Source organism: Marinobacter shengliensis (genome assembly GCF_003007715.1).
Classification (GTDB): domain Bacteria; phylum Pseudomonadota; class Gammaproteobacteria; order Pseudomonadales; family Oleiphilaceae; genus Marinobacter; species Marinobacter shengliensis.
In genome coordinates this window covers 14132-38701 of the sequence record NZ_PXNO01000024.1, presented here as the reverse complement: position 1 = coordinate 38701, position 24570 = coordinate 14132, and the positions used below count along the sequence as shown (strand labels likewise).

General features: G+C 56.8%; 25 protein-coding genes. 18 read left to right on the top strand and 7 right to left on the bottom strand.

The window, feature by feature from the left end; all coding sequences use genetic code 11:
• Positions 1 to 27 precede the first annotated feature (27 nt).
• Both C7H10_RS12805 and C7H10_RS12800 read right to left on the bottom strand, forming a co-directional pair.
• Positions 28 to 1122 (bottom strand): calcium:cation antiporter, encoded by a 1095-nt coding sequence (locus C7H10_RS12805; protein WP_106695219.1) that lies wholly within the window; start codon positions 1120 to 1122, stop codon positions 28 to 30.
• 64 nt (positions 1123 to 1186) lie between these two features.
• Positions 1187 to 2197: an OmpA family protein gene (locus C7H10_RS12800; protein ID WP_167392909.1), complete on the bottom strand. Its 1011-nt coding sequence runs from the start codon at positions 2195 to 2197 to the stop codon at positions 1187 to 1189.
• A 495-nt stretch (positions 2198 to 2692) separates the two neighbouring features.
• Here C7H10_RS12800 and C7H10_RS12795 point away from each other — a divergent pair, with 495 nt between their 5' ends.
• On the top strand, positions 2693 to 3346 hold the full coding sequence (locus C7H10_RS12795; RefSeq protein ID WP_106695217.1) for a response regulator: 654 nt from the start codon (positions 2693 to 2695) through the stop codon (positions 3344 to 3346).
• Between the two features lie 56 nt (positions 3347 to 3402).
• Here C7H10_RS12795 and C7H10_RS12790 read toward each other — a convergent pair whose 3' ends face one another.
• Positions 3403 to 4875 carry a metal-dependent hydrolase family protein gene (locus C7H10_RS12790; RefSeq protein WP_106695216.1) on the bottom strand — a complete coding sequence of 491 codons (1473 nt, stop codon included), beginning with the start codon at positions 4873 to 4875 and terminating at the stop codon, positions 3403 to 3405.
• 99 nt (positions 4876 to 4974) lie between these two features.
• Between C7H10_RS12790 and C7H10_RS12785 the strand changes: the two genes are divergently transcribed.
• The 9 genes from C7H10_RS12785 to C7H10_RS12745 all read left to right on the top strand — a co-directional run bounded on the left by C7H10_RS12785 (position 4975) and on the right by C7H10_RS12745 (position 13480).
• A complete protein-coding gene (locus C7H10_RS12785; protein WP_106695215.1) occupies positions 4975 to 5955 on the top strand; it encodes an XdhC family protein in 981 nt (326 codons plus the stop codon).
• Positions 5956 to 6037: 82 nt separating this feature from the next.
• Entirely contained in the window at positions 6038 to 6571 is a 534-nt protein-coding gene (locus tag C7H10_RS12780; protein ID WP_106695214.1) for a hypothetical protein, read from the top strand.
• A gap of 7 nt (positions 6572 to 6578) precedes the next feature.
• On the top strand, positions 6579 to 7187 hold the full coding sequence (locus tag C7H10_RS12775) for a sigma-70 family RNA polymerase sigma factor (protein WP_106695213.1): 609 nt from the start codon (positions 6579 to 6581) through the stop codon (positions 7185 to 7187).
• Positions 7184 to 7942 (top strand): anti-sigma factor, encoded by a 759-nt coding sequence (locus C7H10_RS12770; RefSeq protein WP_106695212.1) that lies wholly within the window; start codon positions 7184 to 7186, stop codon positions 7940 to 7942. Before C7H10_RS12775 ends, C7H10_RS12770 begins: the two co-directional genes overlap by 4 nt.
• Before the next feature lie 104 nt (positions 7943 to 8046).
• Positions 8047 to 8484, top strand: a complete 438-nt coding sequence (locus C7H10_RS12765) for a DUF7282 domain-containing protein (protein ID WP_106695211.1) — start codon at positions 8047 to 8049, stop codon at positions 8482 to 8484.
• 422 nt (positions 8485 to 8906) lie between these two features.
• Positions 8907 to 10148, top strand: a complete 1242-nt coding sequence (locus C7H10_RS12760) for a TolC family protein (RefSeq protein WP_146136817.1) — start codon at positions 8907 to 8909, stop codon at positions 10146 to 10148.
• The gene (locus C7H10_RS12755; protein WP_106695209.1) at positions 10145 to 11122 is read left to right on the top strand and encodes an HlyD family secretion protein; all 978 of its coding nucleotides are present in this window, start codon (positions 10145 to 10147) and stop codon (positions 11120 to 11122) included. The genes C7H10_RS12760 and C7H10_RS12755 overlap by 4 nt, the downstream gene beginning before the upstream one ends.
• An 85-nt stretch (positions 11123 to 11207) precedes the next feature.
• On the top strand, positions 11208 to 12293 hold the full coding sequence (locus C7H10_RS12750; RefSeq protein WP_167392907.1) for an ABC transporter permease: 1086 nt from the start codon (positions 11208 to 11210) through the stop codon (positions 12291 to 12293).
• On the top strand, positions 12293 to 13480 hold the full coding sequence (locus C7H10_RS12745; RefSeq protein WP_106695207.1) for an ABC transporter permease: 1188 nt from the start codon (positions 12293 to 12295) through the stop codon (positions 13478 to 13480). The genes C7H10_RS12750 and C7H10_RS12745 overlap by 1 nt, the downstream gene beginning before the upstream one ends.
• On the opposite strand, the gene C7H10_RS12740 is transcribed toward C7H10_RS12745, so the two are convergent.
• Positions 13460 to 14425: a hypothetical protein gene (locus C7H10_RS12740; protein WP_106695206.1), complete on the bottom strand. Its 966-nt coding sequence runs from the start codon at positions 14423 to 14425 to the stop codon at positions 13460 to 13462. The genes C7H10_RS12745 and C7H10_RS12740 overlap by 21 nt on opposite strands.
• Before the next feature lie 372 nt (positions 14426 to 14797).
• Between C7H10_RS12740 and C7H10_RS12735 the strand changes: the two genes are divergently transcribed.
• The 5 genes from C7H10_RS12735 to C7H10_RS12715 all read left to right on the top strand — a co-directional run bounded on the left by C7H10_RS12735 (position 14798) and on the right by C7H10_RS12715 (position 19484).
• Positions 14798 to 15904: a polyamine ABC transporter substrate-binding protein gene (locus C7H10_RS12735; protein ID WP_106695205.1), complete on the top strand. Its 1107-nt coding sequence runs from the start codon at positions 14798 to 14800 to the stop codon at positions 15902 to 15904.
• Between the two features lie 38 nt (positions 15905 to 15942).
• Entirely contained in the window at positions 15943 to 17025 is a 1083-nt protein-coding gene (gene potA / locus C7H10_RS12730) for a polyamine ABC transporter ATP-binding protein (protein WP_374787662.1), read from the top strand.
• Between the two features lie 4 nt (positions 17026 to 17029).
• Positions 17030 to 17959, top strand: coding sequence for an ABC transporter permease subunit (locus tag C7H10_RS12725; RefSeq protein WP_106695204.1), 930 nt, complete (start codon positions 17030 to 17032; stop codon positions 17957 to 17959).
• Positions 17952 to 18773: an ABC transporter permease subunit gene (locus C7H10_RS12720; protein ID WP_106695203.1), complete on the top strand. Its 822-nt coding sequence runs from the start codon at positions 17952 to 17954 to the stop codon at positions 18771 to 18773. The genes C7H10_RS12725 and C7H10_RS12720 overlap by 8 nt, the downstream gene beginning before the upstream one ends.
• Positions 18774 to 18983: 210 nt before the next feature.
• A complete protein-coding gene (locus C7H10_RS12715) occupies positions 18984 to 19484 on the top strand; it encodes a VOC family protein (RefSeq protein WP_106695202.1) in 501 nt (166 codons plus the stop codon).
• A gap of 4 nt (positions 19485 to 19488) precedes the next feature.
• On the opposite strand, the gene C7H10_RS12710 is transcribed toward C7H10_RS12715, so the two are convergent.
• On the bottom strand, positions 19489 to 20001 hold the full coding sequence (locus C7H10_RS12710; protein ID WP_208622835.1) for a cupin domain-containing protein: 513 nt from the start codon (positions 19999 to 20001) through the stop codon (positions 19489 to 19491).
• Positions 20002 to 20165: 164 nt separating this feature from the next.
• On the opposite strand from C7H10_RS12710, the gene C7H10_RS12705 reads away from it, so the two are divergent.
• From C7H10_RS12705 to C7H10_RS12695, 3 genes are read left to right on the top strand one after another with little or no spacing between them, the layout of a single operon-like run.
• Positions 20166 to 20819, top strand: a complete 654-nt coding sequence (locus C7H10_RS12705; RefSeq protein WP_106695201.1) for an RNA polymerase sigma factor — start codon at positions 20166 to 20168, stop codon at positions 20817 to 20819.
• Entirely contained in the window at positions 20816 to 21049 is a 234-nt protein-coding gene (locus C7H10_RS12700; RefSeq protein ID WP_058091674.1) for an anti-sigma factor family protein, read from the top strand. Before C7H10_RS12705 ends, C7H10_RS12700 begins: the two co-directional genes overlap by 4 nt.
• 38 nt (positions 21050 to 21087) lie before the next feature.
• A complete protein-coding gene (locus C7H10_RS12695) occupies positions 21088 to 22305 on the top strand; it encodes a MerC family mercury resistance protein (protein ID WP_106695200.1) in 1218 nt (405 codons plus the stop codon).
• Here the strand turns inward: C7H10_RS12695 and C7H10_RS12690 are convergent.
• Together C7H10_RS12690 and C7H10_RS12685 are read right to left on the bottom strand one after the other, a co-directional pair.
• Positions 22302 to 23336, bottom strand: coding sequence for a proline racemase family protein (locus C7H10_RS12690; RefSeq protein ID WP_106695199.1), 1035 nt, complete (start codon positions 23334 to 23336; stop codon positions 22302 to 22304). The genes C7H10_RS12695 and C7H10_RS12690 overlap by 4 nt on opposite strands.
• On the bottom strand, positions 23333 to 24484 hold the full coding sequence (locus tag C7H10_RS12685; RefSeq protein WP_106695198.1) for an alcohol dehydrogenase catalytic domain-containing protein: 1152 nt from the start codon (positions 24482 to 24484) through the stop codon (positions 23333 to 23335). The genes C7H10_RS12690 and C7H10_RS12685 overlap by 4 nt, the downstream gene beginning before the upstream one ends.
• Positions 24485 to 24570 lie beyond the last annotated feature (86 nt).

Genomic DNA, 24570 nt, shown 5'->3' with positions numbered 1-24570 from the left:
AGGGACACTCGAAAACATCCCTTTGATTCACGGTACAAATGACAAGAATATAAACGAGAAGAACACGACCAGGTGAACAGCCCCATTAACAATAGTTGCTCTTCCCCCTATCAGAGTAGTAGCCGTGAGGAACAACGTTAATACGAGCAACGCCATTTCCTTGGGCGGCAACCCAAGTGACATCGGCAGGCCAAGGTACAATGACAAGGCTGCAATAACAGGAATGGTCAAGCCAATGCTTGCCATGGCGGAGCCAAACGCCAGGTTGAACCCTATCTGCATTTGATCACGGAGTGCGGTTCTCAGTGCAGCAATGGTTTCAGGTAACAACACCATCAGTGCAATCAGCACACCTACCACGGCATGGGGTAAACCCAGCGAAACGACTTTACCTTCTACGATCGGCGCCATGATTTCAGCGAGGCCAACCACAGCGGCGAGGGAGAGCACCAACAAGACGACGCTGCCAACAAGGCCGGCGCGGGAATGGTGTTTTTGGTCAGTTTCACTGCCTTTCGTGTCGAACTCATCGGGCATGAAGTAGTCGCGATGCCTTATTGTCTGCACGAATACAAACAGGAAATACAACAGTAAAGCCATGCCTCCAGCGAAGAGCAACTGTGCCTTGGAGTATGTTGGGCCTTCCGTGGAAAAGGTAAAGTCCGGCAGGATTAACGTCATGGTGACCAACGTCGTAATGACTGCCAGAGCCGGAGTGGTTCCCTCAACGCGGAAGCTGAGGGTGTGGTATTTCAGGGCTCCGACAAGAAGGCACAGGCCAATCACGCCATTACAAACGATCATGATGGTGGCAAAAACAGTATCGCGGGTCAGACTGCTTGCGTCCCCGGACTCTGACAACATCAAAGAAACGATCAACGACACCTCAATGACAGTCACCGCAAGGGCGAGAACCAATGCACCAAATGGCTCACCAATTCCGTGAGAGACCACCTCCGCGTGGTAGACTGCGACCAGAACAACGCCAATAAGGGTGAAAACTGCCAAAAAAGCAACGGCCGGCCCCATGGCTCCACCCCAAACCATAGCCAACAAACTCAGCGCAAAAACCGGAAGAAGCAAACTCCATACTGGATGCTCCCCGAACAATTTCTTGAACATGTTCACTAGTGGCCACCAAAGAGCGTTAAACATCAGGCCTGGCTAATCATCATTCCCTTGCAACTCATATGCACTGAGACGCCACGACATTTATGTCAACACGGCGCTGTTGTGCTCGCTCCTGCTCCGTCACAACCCCCTCGTCCAAAGCTCCTCCCCCGCGAACATGAAGGCGGGTTGCATTGACTCCGTTGGCCAACAGAATATCACCAACAAACTCTGCTCGCCTTTGCGACAGATGCTGATTGTAGGACGCACTGCCCGAGCTGTCAGTGTAGCCAACAAGTTCAACTTCAAGTGAAGGCTGTTGACCCAACATATCGATAACGCCAGCAAGTGCGTCGTAGTCCGATAATGACGCCACTTGCTCATTAATCCGAAAGAATATCGAATGAAGTGTTTGCCCCTCCCGAAGGACCTCATCACCGTTGGCGGTGCATCTGTGCTGAACTACTGCGCCACCGGTTGCGGACGTCAACTGAAAGGAGAACTGATCCTGCTCCTGGAAAACCTCTCCGACATGTCGGCTACCGTTTTTTTCAGAACCAAAACTGAATACCAAACCAGCGATCAGCGCAAAACTATCGTACCGGGCCTCCCCGCCACGACCGATTGAATCAATATACTGGTACCCAATGTTAATTCCGGCATTGCGATTGATTCGGTAATGAAACCCAATTTCGCCAAGGGGGGAGAGCCCTTCGTCGCTTCTCCCAAAAGCCCCCGAGGCTTCAACATCCCAGAACGCGAGCCCAAACCTTCCGTAAGCGCTCATTTCCTGTTGGAAATACCAGTCGTAGCGAAGGGCGGATTCGTAAAGCAAAGACCGTACTCTGTCAGAGATTCCGCTGGCATTGAACTGGTTGTGTGTTTGATAACCCAGCTCCCACTGAAAGCGAGGTGAAAAGCGAAGCCCCGTGTAAGCACCAACAAGCCCTCCACCAGAACTGTCGGCCCCTTGATTCTGCCCGGTGACTGTTTGATAGCCTGCTTTAATGCCCAGGATCGGCGACGGATAGATTGGCGTATCGCTGGCGCCTATCGCACCAGCAGGAGCTGAGAAGACAGTGATCAAGCATACACTCAAGGCAATCCCCCTGCTCCGACTGCGAATTTCTGAGCGCATTCTTGTGCCTCCAAAGTGCATTTGCCGTCGCGCGGCCCCTCAAATCGGGCGACACAATACCGGTGATCTACAGCACAAAACATGGGAATAATCTCAAACTTCAATTAAACCGCTACGTGCGGTGATTGAATTTCACACGAGGGCCATGGCGATCAGCATGAACGCCATAGTTCGATGGGCGAGGCTACACAGCTCCACTCAGTATATTGACCCAGATCAAGTAACAACCTCAGTCACCCCCTTTTGGGACTGCCGGGCTGAACCGTAAGCCAATGCGTTCGTATAAACCGAATGCCAGTCATTTTTCTGATTTTGTAACGGTAGAATCCGCTGCGAATAGCGAACTGAAACAAACCGATGGACGGGTATGCAACACGCTAACCAAACCAGCTCCAGGCAATTGGTCAGCCGTGTAATAATCAAAGGCAGGAGTCGAGACTGAGCATGACCGAAGGACCAGCGATCAATGTTGTAATCGCAGACGATCATCCCGTTGTACTCGCGGGCATTAACTCCATCCTGACATTCGATTCTCGGATACAGGCCAATATTGTCGGCACACCGGAAAGTGTCGATAATCTTCTCGATGTTCTTAAAAACAACTGGTGCGATCTGTTGATCACAGATTACAACATGCCCGGAAGCAGCTTCTCTGATGGGCTTGATCTGATCAGTTTCCTTCGTCGCAATTACCCGATTATGAAAATAATCGTTATAACGACGATTCAGAATATCGGTGTTGCGCAGGCCATGCTCAAAAAAGGCGTTAACGGGCTCTTTGACAAACGCGAGAGATTAAAAGATCTCGCGGATGCCGTTCGAACTGTTACCCAGGGTAAGACGTTTATTAGCAGTGAGCTGAAAACGCGCCTTACGAACTATCAGGCGGACCAGCGGGGAAATCGGGAAACCCTGACGCATCGGGAACTGGAAGTTCTCCGCCTGAGTGCAAGCGGACTGTCCGGTAAACAAATCGCCCTGCACCTCAACCGCAGTGAGAAGACCATCAGTCGCCAGAAACGAGATGCCATGCAAAAGCTCGGTCTGAGTCACGACACCCAAATTCGCGAAGCTGCGGAGAGGCTGGGATTGGTTTAACCTCCCCCGGCGCCTCCTTGTGAACGTAAGGTTACGACCAATCGAATAGCAGAAGATCAGAGAGTATTTTTATGTACACGCCCTCCCTTCATAATTAGCCGGAGGGTGTTTTCTGGTTCATTCAGAAACTCCAATCCCTGCTCCGGGTTGCCATCCACCACCAACAGGTCTGCCAGAGCCTCGGGCTCTATGGTGCCAAGTTTGCCCTTGTACGGGCTTCTTGGTCCGGACATGGCGAGTAGTTCACCATTACGGCCGGTCGCCATGGCCAGTGTAGTGAGCGAGTCGTAGAAGCGCGTGAGTTTGGCCAGGTGTCGCAACTGGTTTTTGGTGTTCTGGGGGCTGAAGAGTATATCGGTGCCCCAAGCTGTCTTGACGTCAAAGCGTTGGGCCATCTCGTAGGCACGCAAGGTGCCTTCGGCCACCATACGTTGTGATTCGCGGCGCGCGGCATCGGGATAGACATTGGAGTCTTCATCCTGCAGGAAGGGTTGCAGGCTCCACCAGGCACCCTCGCCGGCCATCATCCGCACGCTTTCCTCATCAGCCAGCTGGCCATGCTCGATGGACTTTACCCCTGCGCGCAAAGATCGCTGAATGCCCTTGGATGTGTAAACGTGTACGGCCACGTAGGTGCCCCAGTCGTCTGCTGCCTCTACGGCGGCGCGCAGTTCCCGTTCGGTAAACTGGGTGCTGTCCAGCGGGTCATAGGTGGAGGCCACACCACCGCCGGCCATCAGTTTGATCTGGGAGGCACCCAGCATCAGCTGTTCACGGGTGCGCCGGAGCACTTCGGCTTCACCATCAGCAATCACGGCAACGCCCTGTTTTTCCTGCTCACTCAGAGGCGAGGCTGTCCCCCTCGGCACTTCGTGCCGCATGCGAAAATCGCCATGGCCGGAAGTTTGGGAAATCATGGCACCGGCCGGGAAAATTCTTGGACCATCCACAATGCCCTTGTCGATAGCGCGTTTTAGGGCGAACGAGGGGCCGCCTACGTCTCGAACCGAGGTAACACCACGCATCAGGGTGCGTTCGGCCTCTTTGGCTGCAACCAGATGCACGTAGCCTGGGTCTGCGGTCATGGCTTCCAGCTGGCTGATGCCCGCCAGCGTGGTGTGCCAGTGGGCGTCAATCAGCCCCGGCATGACAACACGACCGCCGCAATCAATGACCTCTGCATCACCGGCATCCTCAGCGTTGGAGAGCAGGGCCTGAATACGGCCGTCCTGAATGCGAATGGCTACGCCGTCACGCAGTGGCCCGCCGCTGCCATCAAACAACCTCAGGTTTTTCAGCAGCATCGGCCGGTTGTCGTCTTTTGGCTGCTGGCTCAGTACGCTCGGGGCGTGCAATGCCGCAAACATCGCCATCACACCGGCCATACCTCCGATGAATTGGCGGCGACTGATGTCCGCCATCATGCGCTCATGGAACTGTGTCAATAAAGGTGAGCCACATTGGCAGGCGCCGTGGGCGTGGTGGTGATGCAACGGATGAAATTTAACGGCGTGGGGTGTCGCAGGCATCAGACAGCTCCTTGTGATTTGTACCCGATTATAGACAATCTGGGCTATGCTGCGAGCCGGCCTGGCCGCCTTTGAATCCATCTACACAGCGATCTCTGCATGCAGCCACTGGATAGTAAAGTTGTTGAACAAGCCTTGCATTGGTGTGATGAGGGGCATGACTTCTGGTTCTGTACGGTGGTGAGCACCTTTGGCTCCTCACCCCGAGCGCCGGGTTCCTGGCTGATCGCCCGGCAGGATGGTGCCCACTACGGCTCGCTTTCCGGTGGGTGCGTGGAAGAAGATTTTCTGGCCCGCCTGCAGGACAACACCTTCAAAGGGCGCATTAATCGCATTCGCTACGGCGCTCCGGACGGCCCAAACAATCCCCGCGTAACCCTCCCCTGTGGCGGAGTACTGGATGTTCTGATTGAGCACTGGCCAGCATCTTCGGCTTCCCGAGAGCATTTTCTGGCGCTGCAGTCAGCACTATCGGGAGACGGGCCGATTGCCCGGGTGGTATCACTGGAAACCGGAGACATTCACCTGGAACCAGAGAGCGAGTTGGGCGCACGGGTTACCGAAGAGACAGACCGGGCCCGCCTGAGATTGCGTGTTGGCCCGGTTTCGCGATTGGTTATTGCAGGGTTGTCACCGGTTGCCACCGCCTGCGCAAGCTTTGCACACAGCTTGGGCTTTGAAGTCATTGTGTGCGACCCAAGGCCCGAGGAAGTTCGGCACTTCAACCTGGCGGACGTGACACTCCAACAGGAGCTGCCCTCGGTGTTTATTGCCCGTGAGGGCTGCCATCGCGCTACCGCAGTGGTCGCGCTCACCCATGACCCGCGCATTGACGATACCGCCATGATGGAAGCCGTGAAAACCGACGCTTTTTACATCGGCGTGATGGGGTCCATGAAAACCTCAGAAAAGCGGCGGGAACGTCTGGTGCGCATTGGCGGACTGACCGAGCAACAGATCCGCAGGATTCATATGCCCGTAGGTTTGAATATCGGCAGCAAAACGCCCGCAGAAATTGCCCTGGCGGTCATGGCAGATATTATTCGGGTGCGGCAGGGCATCTCGCGCCAACAACTTTGATCTTGCTTGTCTGGCCTTTGCATCGCTTCTACAGTTAAGCTCAAATGCTCTTTAGCCCCCTATTCAGCGAAGGAACCGATTGATGGTCAGAAACACAACCACGGCTCTCGTTATTACTATGGCGAGCGCGGCACTTGCCGGATGCAGCAGTTTCCAACCTGTTACCAGTGGTACGGAAGATCCCTGCGCTACCCTTCAGAACATAGTGGCGGATTATCCCACCGGCTTCGCTGATTACCGGGGAAGCAGCAGCAACTTCAATTCTGTGACCATCTACCGGGCAAAAGAGCAACTGATCAAGGGCCATTGCGAGATCTGGGCCTGGGGCAACGGAGACTCCGCCTATACCTGCACAGTGTCTGCTCCGGATAAGGAGGTTGCGGAAACCATGCACGCCCGTGCCGCAAGCGAACTGTTTGAGTGCCTTGGGCCAAATTGGCAAGCCGAAAAGGGCGTTCGAGAGCGTGATGGCAAGCCCGCGGGCGAGCGAATTCAGTTCACAAGTGGCGAGCCCAAGGCACCGGCTGTCGCCTTGCACCGGGTAGAAGACCACCGCCGACATTCCGTGTACCTGTTCATCGGGACCGACGCCCGCTCCCCGCAACAGACTGACTGAGGCGCGCATGTACTCTGACTCACATCAGCCAGACGCGTCTCCCGGCGCCAGTGACTACCTGAGCGCCGATCACGAAGGCAGTTCCGGTATCACCCGGCTCCTGCACCGGGTTGCCCAGCAGGACCGAAAAGCGTTTGCCGAGTTATACGAAGCCACCGCCCCGAAACTTCTGGCCACCGTGCTGCGTATCCTCAAGGACCGGACTTGGGCAGATGATGTGATTCACGACACCTATGTCAAAGTCTGGCATAAGGCGAACCAGTTCGATGCGGAACGTTCCTCACCGATCACCTGGCTTGCAGCCATTGCCCGGCATGGCGCTATCGACGAACTGCGGCGGCATCCGGCAAGGCGGGAGACCGCAAGCGACGAACTGGACAGTATTGCGGACCATTCGCCGACTGCCCATGAACAAATCTCAGATCAACAAACGGTAAAGCACTTGAACCATTGCATTGACCAACTCGAAAAAGATCGCCAGGACATGGTTCGTCTGGCGTATCTGAACGGTTGGTCCCGGGATCAGTTGGCGAAGCATTTTGACCAGCCGATCAACACTGTGAAAACCTGGTTGCACCGAGCTTTGAAACAGATCAAAAGGTGTCTTGAACCATGAACGAACGCGACGACCTGGATATGCTGGTTGCAGAGTTCGTTCTGGGAACTCTGCCAAAAGAAGAGCGGGATGCCTTGCAGGCTCGCCGTGCCCGCGAACCTGAGCTGGAAGCGTTAATTCAGCAATGGGAGGCCCGGCTGGCTGGCATGCTTGATGGGGTTGAACCTGTAGAGCCCGGCCCCGAGCTGTTTGCCAGAATTCAGCGAACGATCGACCAGAAAACTGACCAGCACTACGCTGCGCCAGAAGCGCGGAGCGCAGCACCAGACAACGTCGTCAGCCTTCGCAAACAGCTGACCCGCTGGCGCTGGAGCACGGCCATTGCTTCGGCAGCGGCGCTGGTACTGGTTGCCGTGCTGGCCACCCAGCCGGAGCCGGACCCACAAGCGCAATCCTTCGTGGCGGTATTCCAGCACAACGATGAACAGCCTGCGTTCCTGTTGACGGTGGACCTGACCAGCCGCCAGCTGAATATCCAGCCGGTAACCGCCGAACCTCAACCAGACAAATCTTACCAGCTGTGGATGGTGGCAGAGGAGTATGGCCCCAACCCACGATCGGTGGGCGTGATCGGCGAAAACTTCACCCTGGACCAGGCTGCACTGCGTGATTACGACCCGGAAACTCTGCGTGGCGCCACCTTTGGCATCAGCCTTGAGCCGAAGGGTGGTTCACCCACAGGGCAACCGACTGGGCCGGCTATTCACGGCTTCCTTTATCCCACCTCTGCCGACCAAGGCAAAGGTCGCAACTAAATTGTGATGGCGCCTGAAACTTTTCAGGCGCCGCTCCGTAGCTGCTTGTACTCCCATCAAAAACAAGGTGATGGATGGGTACAACCGAACCTAAGGAGCACACAATGAAGAAGCACATCAAAACCACTGCATTCCTGGCGGCCGCCCTGGTTTCCGGCGCATTCGCCTCCGGCTCAGCGCTGGCGATGGATCACAGCAACAAAGTGGGTGTCTGGGGCGATGACCAATCTGTATCCGAAGGCACGGTAACCGCCAAGAAAGTGGTGACTGAAGAGAACGGCTGGCTGGTTGTGCACCGCACGGACGAAGCCATGAAGCCCGGCCCTGTGGTAGCCTACGCTCCCCTGAAGAAAGGCAAAAATATGGATGTCGCGGCCATCCTGACCGAAGAAGTCGCCAGCGGCGACAAGCTGATGCTGATGATTCACAACGAGGAAGGCGGCAGCAAGACCGGTATTTTTGAATACACCCTGGGTGCCAAGGAAGACGGCCCGATTCGCCGGGATGGCAAGCTGGTAATGACCGTTATTACCGCTCAGTAGTCTATTCAAGCTTTTGTGGTGTTCTCTCCACAACACCCTGGCAGCATCTCCTGTCAGGGTGTTTTCTGAGTGTATGGTGAGGTCATTGCGTTACCAGGGACCATCAACCCGGATTAAGAAATTTAAGAAAATTCTCAAAACCACAAAGCCCTGAGCACGTGTGGAGACAATTAGACTAGACTTGGCGTACATCGATATAAATCGCTTTCGCTCCAGAACACGAGGTCAACGTGCGGGAAAAGGTAAAATGTTTGCCGTTCATATTAGCTGTCTGCTTGAGTGTCAGCGCGTATGGTGAGAACAGACCGTCCTCTCTGAACTTATCTGAATCCTGGCAAGCACTTCTCCAAAACGACGATCTGCTGTCCGCAAATCAGTCAGCCAGTCTTCGGGCGGAAGCCTTGGCATCAACGGCGAACAGCTTGTATCTGCCCCAAGTTGACCTGGTGGGGTCTTACACGCGGCTCGACTCCCAGATAGAACTGGATGCGCTGTCTCTGAACCCCCTCAACAGCGCATCGGAAACCATACCAGGGCAATTGCTGATCGACTTGATTGGCGGCCCCGGAGCCTTCCAGACACCCGTCACAAGCCGCAACATAACTCGAAGCTCAATAAACACTCTGTGGCCGATTTATACCGGCGGAAAAATCACGGCCAAGAAAAATCTGCTTCAACTCGAGCAGACCGAAGCATCACATGTCCTGGAGGAAGTCCGGCGGGCCCGGTTTACGGAGCTGGTTGCGACCTACTTCGGTTTGGTAATGGCGGAGCGCGCGTTGAACACTCAGCAACAGGTAGAAAGCGCTCTTGCCAGGCATCTGCATGTGGCAACAGCCCTGGAGGATCAGGCACAGATTTCCGGCGTGGAGCGCCTGGCTGCGGAAGCCGCTTATGACAGAGCCAGGATTACCACCCGAGCGGTTGAGGAACAACGAGACACGGCGCACAACGCGTTTGCGTCGTTGATACATATGGATTTCCAGGATAACGGGCACCGGGTTGAATCGCGCCGGCTGGATCCAACAACGCCTCTGTTCACCCTCCCGCAATTACCTCCGCGGGATACGTTCGAGGCAGGGTTAAGCGAACACCCGAGCCTGCGGATTCTGTCCACCAAGCATGAGCAGGCGAAGAACATTGCCCAAGCGAGCCGGGGCCTGTATCGCCCGGACGTTTTTCTGTTCGGCAGCTACAACGTGTATGAGAACGATTCTTTGGCGAGCGATCTGACGCCGGATTGGCTGGTTGGCGTAGGCGTCCGAATCGCGCTGGTGGATCGTAGTGGCCGCAAAGGCAAGGTAGGCGCAGCCGACAACACTGTTCGTGAGGTCGATTCACTGCAAAAGGCCACTCAACGAAGGCTGGAGTTGCTACTCGACCGGAACTACCGTGAAGCCCGGCAGGCCCTTGCTGAGCACCGGGACCTGGCATCGACCGTGGCCCTGGCAGAGCAGACCTTAAGATTGCAGGAACGCGCATTCGCTGAAGGGCTCGGGCGCTCGCTTGATGTCATCGATGCCCAAACCTTCCTGGCGACCACACAGACCCGTCGTGATGCAGCGGCTCTCCGTTTCGTGCTGGCATTTACTCAGTTACTGACCCTGAGCGGCGACTATGAAAGCCTGTTTTCCTACGTGCTTGAAGGAGATGAAATTCAGTGACTGCGAAACGAATTGCCATTCCTCTTATCGTTGTTGTCATCCTGTTGGGTATTGTCATCGTCTTCTGGAAAGCCTACGCACCTGCCCCCATCCAGTTACAGGGGCAGATTGAGGCCAGGCAACATATGGTGGCGTCCAAAATTCCGGGGCGGGTTGCAGACATTAGCGTCCGCCGTGGGGATCGCGTAGAGGCAGGCACTGAGGTTTTCCGCATCGACAGCCCGGAGCTTGAGGCCAAACTGACTCAGATAGAAGCGCTTGAAACCATAAGCCAATCTCTCGCTCAAGCCGTTGAGGGTGGAACGCGTGAAGAACGTATCGCCGCAGCTCGCAGCGAGTATGAAAAAGCACTGGCCGCCGAGGCACTGGCAAAAACCACCTTTGAACGTATTCGTGCGCTTGCAGATGAGGGTCTGGTTGCCAGGCAAAGAGCCGACGATACGTTCACACTGTGGAAGGTGGCCGAGAAAACACGGGTTACGGCATCTGAGATATTGAAACTGGCCGAAGCAGGCCCACGGCAGGAAGCCCGCACCGCGGCGCAAGCCGGTGAAGCAGCCACCTCAAGTTTGAGAGACGAAGTTGCTGAACTGCTGGATGATACTGTGGCGCGGGCCCACAGAGGTGGCATTGTCAGTAATGTGCTGTTGAACGAGGGAGAGCTTGCCCCCCAGGGTTTCCCGGTGATTATTGTCACTGATCTTGATGATTCGTGGGCATTATTCAACGTCAGGGAAGATTTGCTCAGCCGAGTCACGGAAGGCAGTGAATTTGATCTGAAAATCCCTGCCCTTGATCAATCCGCACGATTCCGTGTCAGCCATATTTCTGTGCTCGGGGACTACGCAACATGGCGTGCAACAACGCCAGGGCGCGGATTTGATATGAGAACGTTCGAGGTAGAAATGCAACCTGTGAAGCCAATCGCTGGATTAAGGGCGGGCATGAGTGTTCTTCTTGAGATGGCACCATAAGCTCGGAAACGGACCGGAGAGCCCGATGGGTAGTGAGCATCTGACTGGCTGGAAAGCTCTGCAGGCGCAACCCTGGCTGCTTGCGGTGGTCGTTTGGCTGCCGCCGGTTCTGTTCGTGTTGTTGATCAGTATCTTCCGGATTGGAACACCGCAATCTCTTCCCGTGGGTGTTGTCAATCTGGACCATAGCCATGAATCCTATACGGTTGAACGTCAGTTGGACGCAAGCCCGGGCCTGAGCCTGTTAAGGTCATACACCTCAGCGTCCGCTGGCGCAGATGCCCTTCAGCGATCTGAAATCCTTGCCCTTGTTATCATTCCGGAAAATTTTGGGCGAGACCTTCGGCTTTCGATCAGCCCGACGGTGACCGCCTTTTACAACAATCAATATCTGTTGTCCGGAAAATTCATCAATTCATCGTTAATAAGCGCCTCCATGGATCTGGCCGCACGCACGGGTGTTGGCCTTAAGATCAGCCATGGCCAGACTGCCCCTGAAGCCATCACCTCGGCAGTGCCAGTGCGCCCGCAAGTCACATCGCTCTATAACCCCAACATGAGCTACGCGCGCTTTCTGGTGACGTCAATATCGCCGGCTCTCTGGCAAATTATCATCGTTATCTCAACGGTTCTGACGTTAAGCTGGCGACTCGAAAAACAAGCCATCCCGGCACCATTGATTGAGCGGAGCAAAGCGATCACTGCCGCGCTTGCGCCTGTCAGCCTGCTCCTCTGGCTCCAGGGGTTGCTGATGCTCGTATTGTTCCGCCTCTTTCTGGGGTGGCAGCCATCCGGCAACATCGTCTGGCTTCTTCTTGGTTTGGCCCTGACCATCTTCAGCGTTCAGGCCATGGCAGTCCTCATTGTTGCTCTCGTTCGGGACCGGGTAAAAGCAATGAGTGTTAGCGCTGCGTATCTTGCCCCTGCGTTTGCATTTATGGGTATTACCTTCCCCCGAGGTGATATGAATGTGATCGCATGGGCCTGGGGAGGCTTGATGCCATCCACTCACTACATCAAGTTGCAGGTGGACATTGCCGACCACGGCGCCTCCCTGCCGCTCATTGTCAGTTCACTGATTGCGTTGCTGCTTTTCCTACTCGTCTTGCCAATAGCGCTGAAGCTACTTCCGGCAAGGCTTGACCCCAAACTTGCAGAGCAGGTGAGCTGATGATCCGCAACACCAGTCTGTGGGGTACCTGGAAAGCCGAGCTGTCGAATATCATCCACGACAGATCGGTGATGCTGGTTATGATCGGTGGCATCTTATTCTATGCACTGCTTTACCCGCTGCCCTACCAGAAGAACGTTCCGGGGCAACAGGCCCTGGCGGTTCTGGATCAGGACCGCTCAGCGCTCGCCCGGCAATTGATACGCATGGCCGACGCAACGCCTCAGTTGCGCGTGGCTGCCGTCCCACAAAGCATGGATGAGGCAACCGTCCTGTTGGAGAACGATGTCGTTCACGGGCTGCTGGTCATTCCCGCCAACTTCGAGCGAGACGTCTATCTCGGGCGCCCGGTGAATATTGCGTTCGCCGGTGACGCCAGCTATTTTCTGATTTATGGGAATATTGTCGAAGGCCTGCTGAAGGCAACAACCACGCTTTCCGTTGAAACACAGATTATCAGCAGCTTCCGAAAAGGCAGCAGCCCCGCCAACATCCCCGGTGAAATCATGCCGTTCAGGATGTCTCCACATGGGGTGTTCAACCCAACGGGCGGATACATCAACTATATTGTGCCTGCCGTCTTTGTTCTGATCCTGCACCAGACGCTGTTGATTGCAGCAGGCACGGTCACCATCAAGGATCGGGCCCGCCGGTTATCAGGGCTTGTCACTACCCCGCTCCGACAGGCACTTCCGATCAGATTAGTAACGTTTGTGTTCGCCTACCTGATCCTGGCGCTTTTGTATTTCGGCTTTTTCTTTCAGCTTTATGGCGTCCCGCACGCTGCACCGCAGTTCGCATTAATCGGTTTCAGCCTGTTGTTCCTCACTTCAACAACACTCTTTGCAATCCTGCTCGGTTACCTCTTGCCCAGGCCCGAACTGACGACCGTTATTGTTCTGCTGTCGTCGTTGCCCATCGTCTTCACGGCAGGGTTTGCCTGGCCGGCGTCTAATCTCCCGGAGTGGCTAGACTCACTCACCATGATGATTCCCGCCAAACCCGGCATTCAGGGCTTCCTGTCCCTCAATCAGATGGGGGCCCCAATCCAAAGCCTGACCTCCGAGATTGCGTACCTGTCCGGCCTCTCGTTGTTTTTTGGGCTGGGCATCCTGCTGCTCGCAATGTCAGAAAGAAGACGCAGCAGCAACCGGATGAATGCTGAATCAGCCGCCCGCTCCTACTAGGGAATGGTAGTCCGCCCGAAACCGGGCAAAGCTCAGGTACCGCCCCCGATGGTCCACCAGCTCCATGGCATCAAACGCCTCCACAAAGGCCCGTGATTCGCCCGAGCTGATCACCCCGCGGTAATCGCCCGTCCAGTCCATAAACTGGACCAGATCCAGCAGCAGCGTCATCTCCAGAGCGCCGTTGGCCCGCTCCAGATAGCGGTAGGCCAGTGCGTAATGTTCGAAACGGTAGCTGACATTGCTGGCGTCGTTTTTGGTGGCGTCTCGCAGGGGGTCATAGTCGTAATGCCGATAGGCAGGTGCTACGGGGTCACCCGCCACCAGGGCTGCCTGGCCTTCCGCAAACCAGTACGGCAGCAAAGACGTGGAGGCAGTGTAGCGGCTCAGGTTTTCCTGAACGTAGTGGGCCAGTTCATGGGTGAATATCTGCCCGGCCTCGTAGGGCCAGCTTCGGTGGTATGGGGCAACCGCCAATGCCGCGAGGATGCCTGAGGCAAGATTACTGTTGCTGACTCTCGGGCTCAAGCAGGCAATGACCTGTTCCGGGTACGGCACGGCTGAGCTGCGCTCATCTACGAAATCACGCCAGCTCATTCTGAACCGGTTGAGCACGCCGTCTATGCGAGTGCTCACCTCTGTTGCGGCGGCACGAAAGGTATTTTCGCTGTAGGCGGGGGAGCCATAGACACGCACCCGTCGGTCCGCTGTTTCAAAATACAGGGTGTCGCCAATGCACGCTTCCGTCTCGTAATTCAGGCTCCATCGGCCCTCGGGGAAATGGCGCCCGGTGTCTCGGGCATCCAGGAAATAGCCGCGGCTAAAGTGTTGCTCATCGCGGTCATAATAGCGATCTCCGGATGTGGCGCTCACCTTGCAGCCAGACAGCGCCACGGCCGCCAGGGTCAGCACCCCCACTACCCAAAACCTGCTCGTTTTTTCCATCGTCATGCTCCAGGACCTGTTGTTTGCATCTATATTCCCGCAGACCGGGCGCTGTGTCCGTCAACCCATGTAAAGACCAGGTAAAGGCGTACAAAACCAAGGGCTTGAGCAGCATGGATTAGGGTACGCACAACCCCTAATCCCAATATTGAAATTTTTGTAGCGCGCGCCGGGTTCTCGTGTTAAAAATCGCTCGAATACGGCAGGATCCCCTCCGCCGTTTCCAGGATAAGCCTCAAAGGAGTCATAAGGCGGCATACCGGTGCTCTCACAAGCACCTGCCACCTGCGGCCACCCTCAGCAGACCTGCACAACACCGCGTGCATCCTGCACGCTTTGTATCCATCCCTTTTCAGTGAGGGACACCATCTAATGTTCAAGTTGTGTAAGCCACAGGCGCTTGCCGCCGCTGTTGCGTTGTCTCTGGGTGCCTCTTCGGTTTTTGCCGCCGGAGAAGTGCGTGTTTATAACTGGTCTGACTACATCGCCGAGGACACCCTGGCGAAGTTCACCCAAGAAACCGGCATCAAGGTTGTCTACGATGTTTACGACAGCAACGAGGTGCTGGAAGCTGCGCTGCTTTCTGGCCGCTCCGGTTACGACCTTGTTGTGCCCTCCAACCACTACGTGGCCAAGCAGATCTCTGCCAAAGCCTTCGTGGCGCTGGACCACAGCAAACTACCAAACATGGCTAACCTGAACCCGGACCTGATGGACGACCTGGAAAAGGTTGACCCGGGCAGCAAGTTCTCCCTGCCTTACCTCTGGGGCACCAACGGCTACGGCTACAATGAAGGCCGAATTCAGAAAATCCTGGGCGACGACGCACCCGTGGACTCCTGGGCCCTGGTGTTTGACCCGCAAGTAACCAGCAAGCTGGCCGCTGGCGGTTGTGGCATTGCCATGCTGGATTCCGGCGAGGAAATGGTGCGCGCCGCCATGGCCTACATTGGCCTGGACCCGAACAGCAACAACGCTGATGACATCAAAAAAGGTGGCGATGTGATCCGGGCCGTGCGCCCGAACATCACCTACTTCCACTCGTCCCGATACATCGGCGACCTGGCCAACGGTGACCTGTGTGTGGCGGCCGGCTACTCCGGCGACATCCTGCAGGCTGCTGCACGCGCCGAGGAAGCCGAGAATGGCAACGTCATCCGCTACACCATCCCAAAGGAGGGTGCGGTGCTGTGGTTTGACATGATGACCATTCCGGCCGGCGCGCCGAACGTGGAGAACGCCCATAAACTGATGGACTTCCTGATGCGCCCGGAGATCATCGCGGACGTTACCAACTACGTGTGGTACGCCAACCCGAACAAGGCGGCGGACGAGTTTGTGAACCCGGAAATCCTGGAAGACACCAGCATCTACCCCACTGATGAGGTGATGAAGAATCTCTACATCATGGAAGGTCGGCCCCAGGACGCCCAGCGCCTGATGACCCGTACCTGGACCAGCGTGAAGTCTGGTCGCTGACGGTGGCCGTAACCAACAGCACCTCCGCGCAAGCGGAGGTGCTTCTCAGCATCAAGGGCATTTCCAAGAGCTTTGACAGCACCCTGGCGGTGGACGATGTCAGCCTGGACATCCACAAGGGCGAGATCTTCGCCCTGCTGGGTGGTTCCGGTTCCGGCAAATCCACCCTGCTGCGCATGCTGGCAGGCTTTGAAACTCCGGATTCGGGCCGCATCGTGCTGGATGGACAAGACATCACAGCCCTGCCCCCGTACCTGCGGCCCACCAACATGATGTTCCAGTCCTATGCCCTGTTCCCCCACATGACGGTGGAGCAGAACATTGCCATGGGGCTGAAACAGGACAAGCTGCCGAAAAACGAAATCGCCGACCGCGTGGCGGCCATGCTCAAACTGGTAAAAATGGAAGCCTACGGCAAGCGGCGACCACAACAGTTGTCTGGCGGCCAGCAACAGCGCGTGGCCCTGGCCCGATCCCTGGCCAAACGCCCTAAACTGTTGCTGCTGGACGAGCCCATGGGCGCGCTCGACAAAAAACTGCGCACGGAAATGCAGCTGGAGCTGGTGGATATCCTGGAAAAGGTGGGCGTAACCTGCCTGATGGTCACCCACGACCAGGAAGAAGCCATGACCATGGCCAGCCGTATTGCCATTATGTCTCACGGCCGGATTGCCCAGGTGGGCTCACCCATTGATATCTACGAGAGCCCGAACAGCCGCATGACGGCGGAGTTTATCGGCTCGGTGAATATTTTTGAGTCGAACATCCTGGAAGACAACTCCGACAGCATTTCACTGACCAGCGAACTGCTGGATGCACCGGTGTTTATTGACCGGGGCGTAACCACGCCAGCAGAAACCACGGAAACCCTGATTGCCCTGCGCCCGGAAAAGATCTACCTGACCACAGAGAAACCGGAAGGTGACACCAACTGGAGCTGCGGTACGGTCGACAACATCGCCTACCTGGGCGATATCACGTCTTATTACGTGAAGCTGGCCAGTGGCAAGCGGGTTCAGGCCACCATGGCCAACGTGGAACGCCGTGGTGAGCGACCCACCTGGGGTGACCGGGTCTATGTGTCCTGGGAAGCCTCCAGCCCGATCCTGCTCTGGAACTGACGCCATGACCAAGAAGCTTCTGGCAACCCCCTTCGCCGAGCGGGTGCGGGCAGTGGTATTCCATCGGCGAGTTGTGTTCGGGGTACCCTTTGCCTGGCTGCTGCTGTTTTTCCTGCTGCCGTTTGCGTTGGTACTGAAAATCAGTCTGACCTCGGCGGTGATGGCCATTCCGCCCTACGAACCGGTGTTCCGCTTTGTCGACAATACCCTGTCGGTGGTGGTGAACTTTGGCAATTACCTGTTCCTGGCCTCCGACAGCTTGTACGTGGCCGCCTACTGGGGCTCGTTGAAGACGGCGTTCCTGGCGACCCTGTTCTGCCTGCTGATCGGTTATCCCATGGCTTACGCTATCGCCCGGGCACCCAAGCACTGGCAACTGGTGTTCCTGCTGATGGTGATGCTGCCGTCCTGGACCTCATTCCTGATTCGGGTATACGCCTGGATGGGCATTCTCGGCAACCAGGGCCTGCTGAACACGTTCCTGATGTGGCTGGGGCTGATCGACTCGCCCCTGAAAATGCTGAACACCAACTTTGCGGTGATTCTGGGCATTGTGTACGCCTACCTGCCGTTCATGATCCTGCCCATCTACACCAACCTGGTGAAGCTGGATATACGCCTGCTGGAAGCGGCGTCGGATCTTGGCTGCCGCAGCATGACAACGTTCTGGGCGATCACCCTGCCGCTGTCCAAGGCAGGCATTTTGGCGGGCTCCATGCTGGTATTTATACCCGCCGTGGGCGAATTCGTGATTCCGGAACTGTTGGGCGGGCCGGATACCCTGATGATCGGCAAGGTGCTGTGGGAAGAGTTCTTCAACAACCGGGACTGGCCGGTGGCCTCGGCCCTGGCGATTGTGATGCTGGCACTGCTGCTGGTGCCTATTGTGTTGTTCCACCGTTTCCAGGCACGGGAGATGGAAAAGAATGGTTAGGCTAAGAGCTCCCGGTTTCTCCAAAACCATGCTGGTGCTGGGCATGCTGTTCCTGTACCTGCCGATGGTGGTGTTGATTGTGTATTCCTTCAACGCCTCCCGGTTGGTATCGGTATGGGCCGGATTTTCCACCAAGTGGTACGGCGCGCTGTTTGCCAACGAGCAGATTCTGTCTGCTGTCTGGATGAGCCTGCGTATTGCCTTCTACTCTGCCAGCATGGCGGTGTGCCTGGGCACCCTGTGCGCGTTTGTGATTGCCCGGTTCAAGAAGATGCGCGGCCGCACCCTGCTGTCCAGTATGATCACCGCGCCTCTAGTGATGCCAGAAGTGATCACGGGCCTGTCGCTGTTGCTGCTGTTTGTGCAGATGGCGCAGTTGATTGGCTGGCCAGCGGACCGTGGCATGGCCACCATCTGGATTGCCCATACCACTTTCTGCAGTGCCTATGTGGCAGTGGTGGTGAGCGCGCGGCTGCGGGAAGTGGATCGCTCCATCGAAGAAGCCGCCATGGATCTGGGCTGTACGCCGCTGAAAACCTTCTTTGTGATCACATTGCCGGTGATTGCGCCGGCCCTGGTGTCGGGCTGGTTACTGGCGTTTACCCTGTCCCTGGATGACCTGGTGATTGCCAGCTTTGTCTCCGGGCCCGGGGCGACGACTCTGCCGATGGTGGTGTTCTCATCTGTGCGGATGGGGGTGTCGCCGGAGATCAATGCGTTGGCGACCATCATTATTGCCGTGGTTTCGGTGATCGCGTTTATCGCGTGGTTCTGGATGCGACGGGCGGAGAAGCGGCGGTTGCGGCCCCGTTAACGCCCCCGAGATACGAAACTCATTCAGGAGGGCTTAAAGGCCCTCCTGAAAATTCTTCCATCCTCTGTCGATTCCCAGCCCTGCCACACGACCTACCAGTGAAGGCCAGTAAAACCACTGGAGCGCCACCGTGTGGGATCTATATTGATAAGCACAATCAATACGGATACACAGAGCGCAGATCGACACATCGAATGGAGGAGTAACATCATGGAACATCCCAAGAATACCATTTGCCTCTGGTATAACGGCGATGCCGAAGAAGCGGCTCGTTTCTACGCGCAAACCTTCCCCGACTCCTCGGTGGGAGAAATACTCCACGCTCCCGGAGATTTTCCCTCCGGTGCCCAGGGCGATGTGCTGACCGTTAAGTTCACGGTACTCGGCACTCCCTGTCTCGGGCTCAACGGCGGCCCCGCCTTCCAGCACAACGAAGCGTTTTCGTTTCAGGTCGCCACGAAAGATCAGGAGGAAACGGACCGGTACTGGAATGCGATCGTTGGCAATGGCGGCGAAGAAAGCGCTTGCGGATGGTGCAAAGACAAATGGGGAATCTCCTGGCAGATCACGCCAGTGGCGTTGACTGAAGCCATAGCCGACCCCGACCGCGCCGCCGCCCGGCGTGCCTTCGAAGCGATGATGGAGATGGGCAAGATCGACATCTCGGCGATAGAGGCGGCCCGGCATGGCGTGACACCAGGCCGCCGTTAACGGCTCATTTACGTGGATCGTCTGCGGGGTTGAGGTACTCAATGCCCCAGGGCCCGTTACCATGCAACTGGATGACCGTGCCTTGCTCCCCGGCATAACCGAACATGGGTTCGCCGGGGGCCATAATGGCCAGACTGCCAGTGGGCAGTGCCCTGGCCTCGTCATGACGGAACTCCTCGCCATGGGCGAAATGAAAGGTGCCAGACAGCACCGTTACCCGCTCATAGGCCGGGTGAATGTGCGGCAACACTTTGTAATCGGCCGGCAATCGAAGCCGAATAGTGAACGGTTCTCCGCTGCTCAGATCACCTTCCAGAACAGTGATTTCGGCCCCTTCCGCCATGGAGGCAACAGGCTTCCATGACATCTCTGACGGCTCGATCATCATATGGCCCTCGCCCTTGTAGGGTGTCTTGGCCTGGACAACTGACACCAGACTGAAACACACCAGCGTAGCGGAAGCCACGGCCAATATGATCTTACGGCCCGGTTGGCATTGCTTTGCATAAGTATCCATCGCATCTATCCTCCATAGTATGGGTCCTTCCCGAGTTTGCTGTTACGCCAGACACCTGCCCGGCTGCCGCAAGGACGTATCCGGGTGACCAAATGTTCCCGGAGAATTCAGGAACATTTACCCTGACCGCTTCGTCCCTGCGAAAGAGCTCACGGGGAACCGCTATGGACACGAAGGCTTCGGATAATCCAGGGCAACACCAGCACCCGGAACAGATTCGCTCCATTTTCAGGCGCCAGGTCGAGGCGTTGATGGACCGACTCTACGGAACCGCCTTGCGCCTCACCCGCAATCCTGACGAAGCCGAGGATGTGGTCGCTGAAGCGGTCTCTAACGCCTGGCGGCGGCTGGAACAACTGGACGATCCCAATCACCTGGATGGCTGGCTCTTCCGCATATTGCACAACACCTTTATCGACCACTGGCGACGAAAACAGTGTCGCCAGGAGAAGGAAGTATCGCTTGATGAGCCCGAAACTTCTGACGCTGCTGCTTTTTCCCTGTTTGCCCACTTACATCAGCCATTCCTGCTTTGGATCGGTCAGCCCGAGGCGGATTTCATCAATCAGTTGCTTGAGCAAGACCTGGCGCAAGCCATTGATGCACTGGCAGACCCATACCGGATCGTGCTCGTTCTGGTGGAGATTCAGGGCCACAGCTACGACGAAGTTGCTCACATTCTCGATGTGCCATCGGGTACCGTTCGGTCCCGATTGAACCGCGCCCGGGGGCTGTTGCAGAAATCACTCTGGCGACAGGGTCAGGACGCCGGATTAACCGGCCACGCAAAAAGCAAATCCGGGAGGGTGAGTCCATGAAGGCATCGCAGATATCCTGTGAGGAAGTCATTGATCACCTGTTCGAGTACCTGGACAGAGAGCTGGATGAGCAGAATCAGCAGGTCATCGATGACCACCTCAAACGTTGTTTTGATTGCTTCAGCCGGGCGGAATTTGAACGTCGGCTTCGCCAAAGGATCGCAGCAACGGGCGTAGAAGCGGCACCAACTCGATTGAAGCAACGAATTCGGGATTTAACCGGGCAATAGCCTGATGGGTTGGCCCAAATAACGGGGAGGACAGCGCGATGGTAGCGATTTTGGGTTATTCAAGCGATCAGATCCGGGATGCGGTCCAGCAGATGTATACTCATGTCGCCGAGTCACCTCAGATGTCCTTCCATTTCCCGACAGGTCAAGACGCCTGTGTGGCCCTTGGCTACCCTGAAGAACAGGTATCCCGACTACCAAAGAGCACCGCCGCCTCCTTCGCCGGCGTCGGCTGGCCGTTCCGTGGCCAGGCTATCCAACCCGGCCACACCACTCTGGACCTGGGCTCTGGCGCCGGCAACGACAGCCTCATCGCGGGCGATATCGTCGGCCCCTCCGGCCAAGTCATCGCCCTGGACCTGACCGCCGCCATGCTCCAGAAACTCCGCCGATGTATCGCAGGCAAGTACCCGAATATCCACCCGATACAGGGCTCCGCCGAGGACATTCCCTTGCTCGATCAAACCATAGACAGCATCACCAGCAACGGCGCCCTGAACCTGGTACCTTCTAAACGCAAAGCCATTCGGGAAATGTTCCGGATTCTCAAACCGGGCGGCAAACTGCAACTAGCGGATGTGGTCATTCACCGCCCGGTTACCGTGGATTGCGAAGACGACCCCAGGTTGTGGGTTGAATGCGTGGTGGGGGCCACCGTGGAAGAAGATCTCCTGGCGATGCTTGGTGACGCCGGTTTTAAAGATATCAGAATACTCAACCGCCACGACTACTTTGCACTGAGCCCCAGCCAGCAGACCCGGGATATTGCCCGGAGTTTCGGGGCCTGCTCCGTGGAGCTTTCCGCCACACGGGGCAACAAAGCACCCAGCCCCATTCGAGAGTGGGCAAGAAGGCTAAGCCCTCGCCGATGGCTGGGCCAACTACATCGCCACGGATTTTCAGGGCTGCTGGCACTGATGATGGCACTGATAACCTGTTATGGCGTTCTGGCGGCATCTGGTTTACTCGCGCTCCTGGGCATTCAACTGTCTCTTTCTACCTTGGCCTGGTCATCGGCTATCGCTATGTTTACGGTGATGGCCTTTTTCATGATTGGAGCAGGCTACGCTCGACATCGCAAAACCGGCCCGGGCCTGCTGGCAGCAATGGGTGCGGCATTAGTCCTTTTTGCGCTCTTCGTCAGCTACCATGCAGCCACGGAATTTCTGGGGTTTGCACTGTTGGCTGGCGCCGCCGGGCTGGACCTGTATTTCAAGCGCAAGATGGAAGCACGGAAACTGGGTTTGAAACGCTAGCGACCCGACAGAATATGGCTCAAACCATCACACTCCACCATCGGGTCGTCACAGTTCACCACGATGTCAGAACGGGCGATGACATAGGCCTTACCGGTTATGTTGTTTTTGACCACCTGATATTCCCCTTCCTGCTCGACGGCTGTGAATTCACCGATAAACCCGGTTTCCCGCAAGGATATGGTTTCCAACTTGTCGCCGGGTTTGATTCGGCCTTCGTGGTTCATGAGTGCCAGTCTTGCCGAGGTGCCGGTGCCGGTGGTGCTTCGGCAGATGACGCCGGGGTGCACGTAGGTGGCTGAGCGGGAGCGGTAGTAGCCTTCGGCCACTTGTTCTACCGGGCCCATGAAGTGCAGGAACGGCAGTGGGCCTACGTCGCCCAGAGTGTAATGGGAGAAGCCCCGTTCAGCCTGGATAGCCTCAACGATGGCATGGGCGGTTTCCGCTAACCGGCGTTCTTCATCCAGGGTCAGGTCGAAGCCCAATGATCTAGCATCTACCAGGGCGTAAAAGCCGCCACTGTAGGCCACGCTGTAGTTGGCCTTGCCGATGCCGGGCACGCTGATACTGGCGTTATGGGTGTGAATGTAGCTGGGCAGGCCTTCGCAGGTGATGGCTTCCACCACGCCGTCATGTACGGTGGCCTCAATGCTCACCAGGCCGGCGGGGGATTCCAGTTTGAAGTGTTGTTTGCCTTCCTGTTTGCGGACGATACCGGCTTCCAGAACCGCCGTTGCCGTGCAGATGGTGTTAGAGCCGGAGTAGATGGGGTAGCCCATGACTTCCATGATGATATATCCGGCGGCGGCTTCCGGATGAGTGGCGGGCACCAGCAGGTCGACAGACATTTCGGGGATGCCATAGGGTTCTTCCAACAGCAGCCGGCGCAGGCCGTCGGCATCATCCCGCAGATACTCCATCTGGGCTCGCACGGTATCGCCGGGCAGAGCGGTGATGCCACCGGTCACAATACGGCTGACATCGCCGCCGGCGTGGGTATCCATCAACTGAATAGTGAGTTCCGGTTTCATCCGCCTGCCTCCAGCGCAAAAGGTTGGCCGTGCGCCTGCCATTGGGCATCCGGCACGATGACGATCTTGCCCAGATAATTGCCGCCACGGTTTACGAAGTATTCCTCGGCCCGGTGCAGGTCCGACAGTTTGAAGGCGCCGTGCAGCACGGGTTTTAGATGGCCGTCGCGTATCCAGGTCATCAGCTGGTTTGCTTCTTCACGGGTGCCGTGGGAGACCCCGAAAATCTGCACCTGATACAGGTAGATTCGGGTCCAGAGGATTTCACTGATATTGCCACCGCTGGCCCCGGCAATGCTCAGGCGCGGGTAGGTACTGCGGGCGTTCATGTCGAAGATCATGGCGTCGATGAATATGTCCGTCATTTCGCCGCCCACCAGATCCATCACCGCATCCAGGGGTTTGCCGCCGGTTTCTTTCTTCACCCGGTCTACAAAGGTACTCATGTCGCTACGATCCAACACCGCTTCGGCGCCCAGATCGAGCAGGGTTTGGGCCTTGTCTTTCTGGCTCAATGCGTAAGGGACAGCGCCGATGATCCGGCAAAGCTGGATCAGTGCGGTGCCCACGCCGCCGCTGGCACCGGTCACCAGAACCCGCTCACCCGCCTGCACGTTGGCGGAGGTGAGCATGTGGTAGGCGGTCTGGTAGGAACACATGCCCATGGCCGCCAGTTCGGCATCGGCCAGTTCCGGGTTGGGAATATGGTGGAACTGATCGGACGGCAGGGCCACGTATTCGGCGTAACCGCCATCGGCGCCATGGCCGTAGTAGTCCGGGGTCAGGTTGATGTCGGTGCGGTCGTTCGCGTAGATGTTAAAGTCCAGGAGGCCCCGCTCTCCAATACGGGTGTCACTGACGCCCTCGCCCACCGCCACCACTCTGCCGGCGATGTCGGCGCCCTGAATACGCGGAAACGTCAACGTGGGTTTGCCACCCATCTGGAACGATGTCATCTCGCCTTTTTTCGTGGGGTAAAGTCCTTCCCGGGCTTTGCGATCGGTGTTGTTCTTGGCGGTGGCGGTTACTTGCACCAGTACCTGGCCGGCAGCCGGATTGGGCACTGGTATGTCCTGGTATTCGAGTTTGTCGATGCCGCCATGGCCGGTGAGGACCATGGCTTTCATGGAAGCCGGGATCTCGGACATTGGCTCCTCCCTGTTCTGGTGGTTTCAGTGATCTTCAGAGCATAGGAGAGATATGGGGTTGTGTCAGGGGGTGTTGGCTCTTGCTT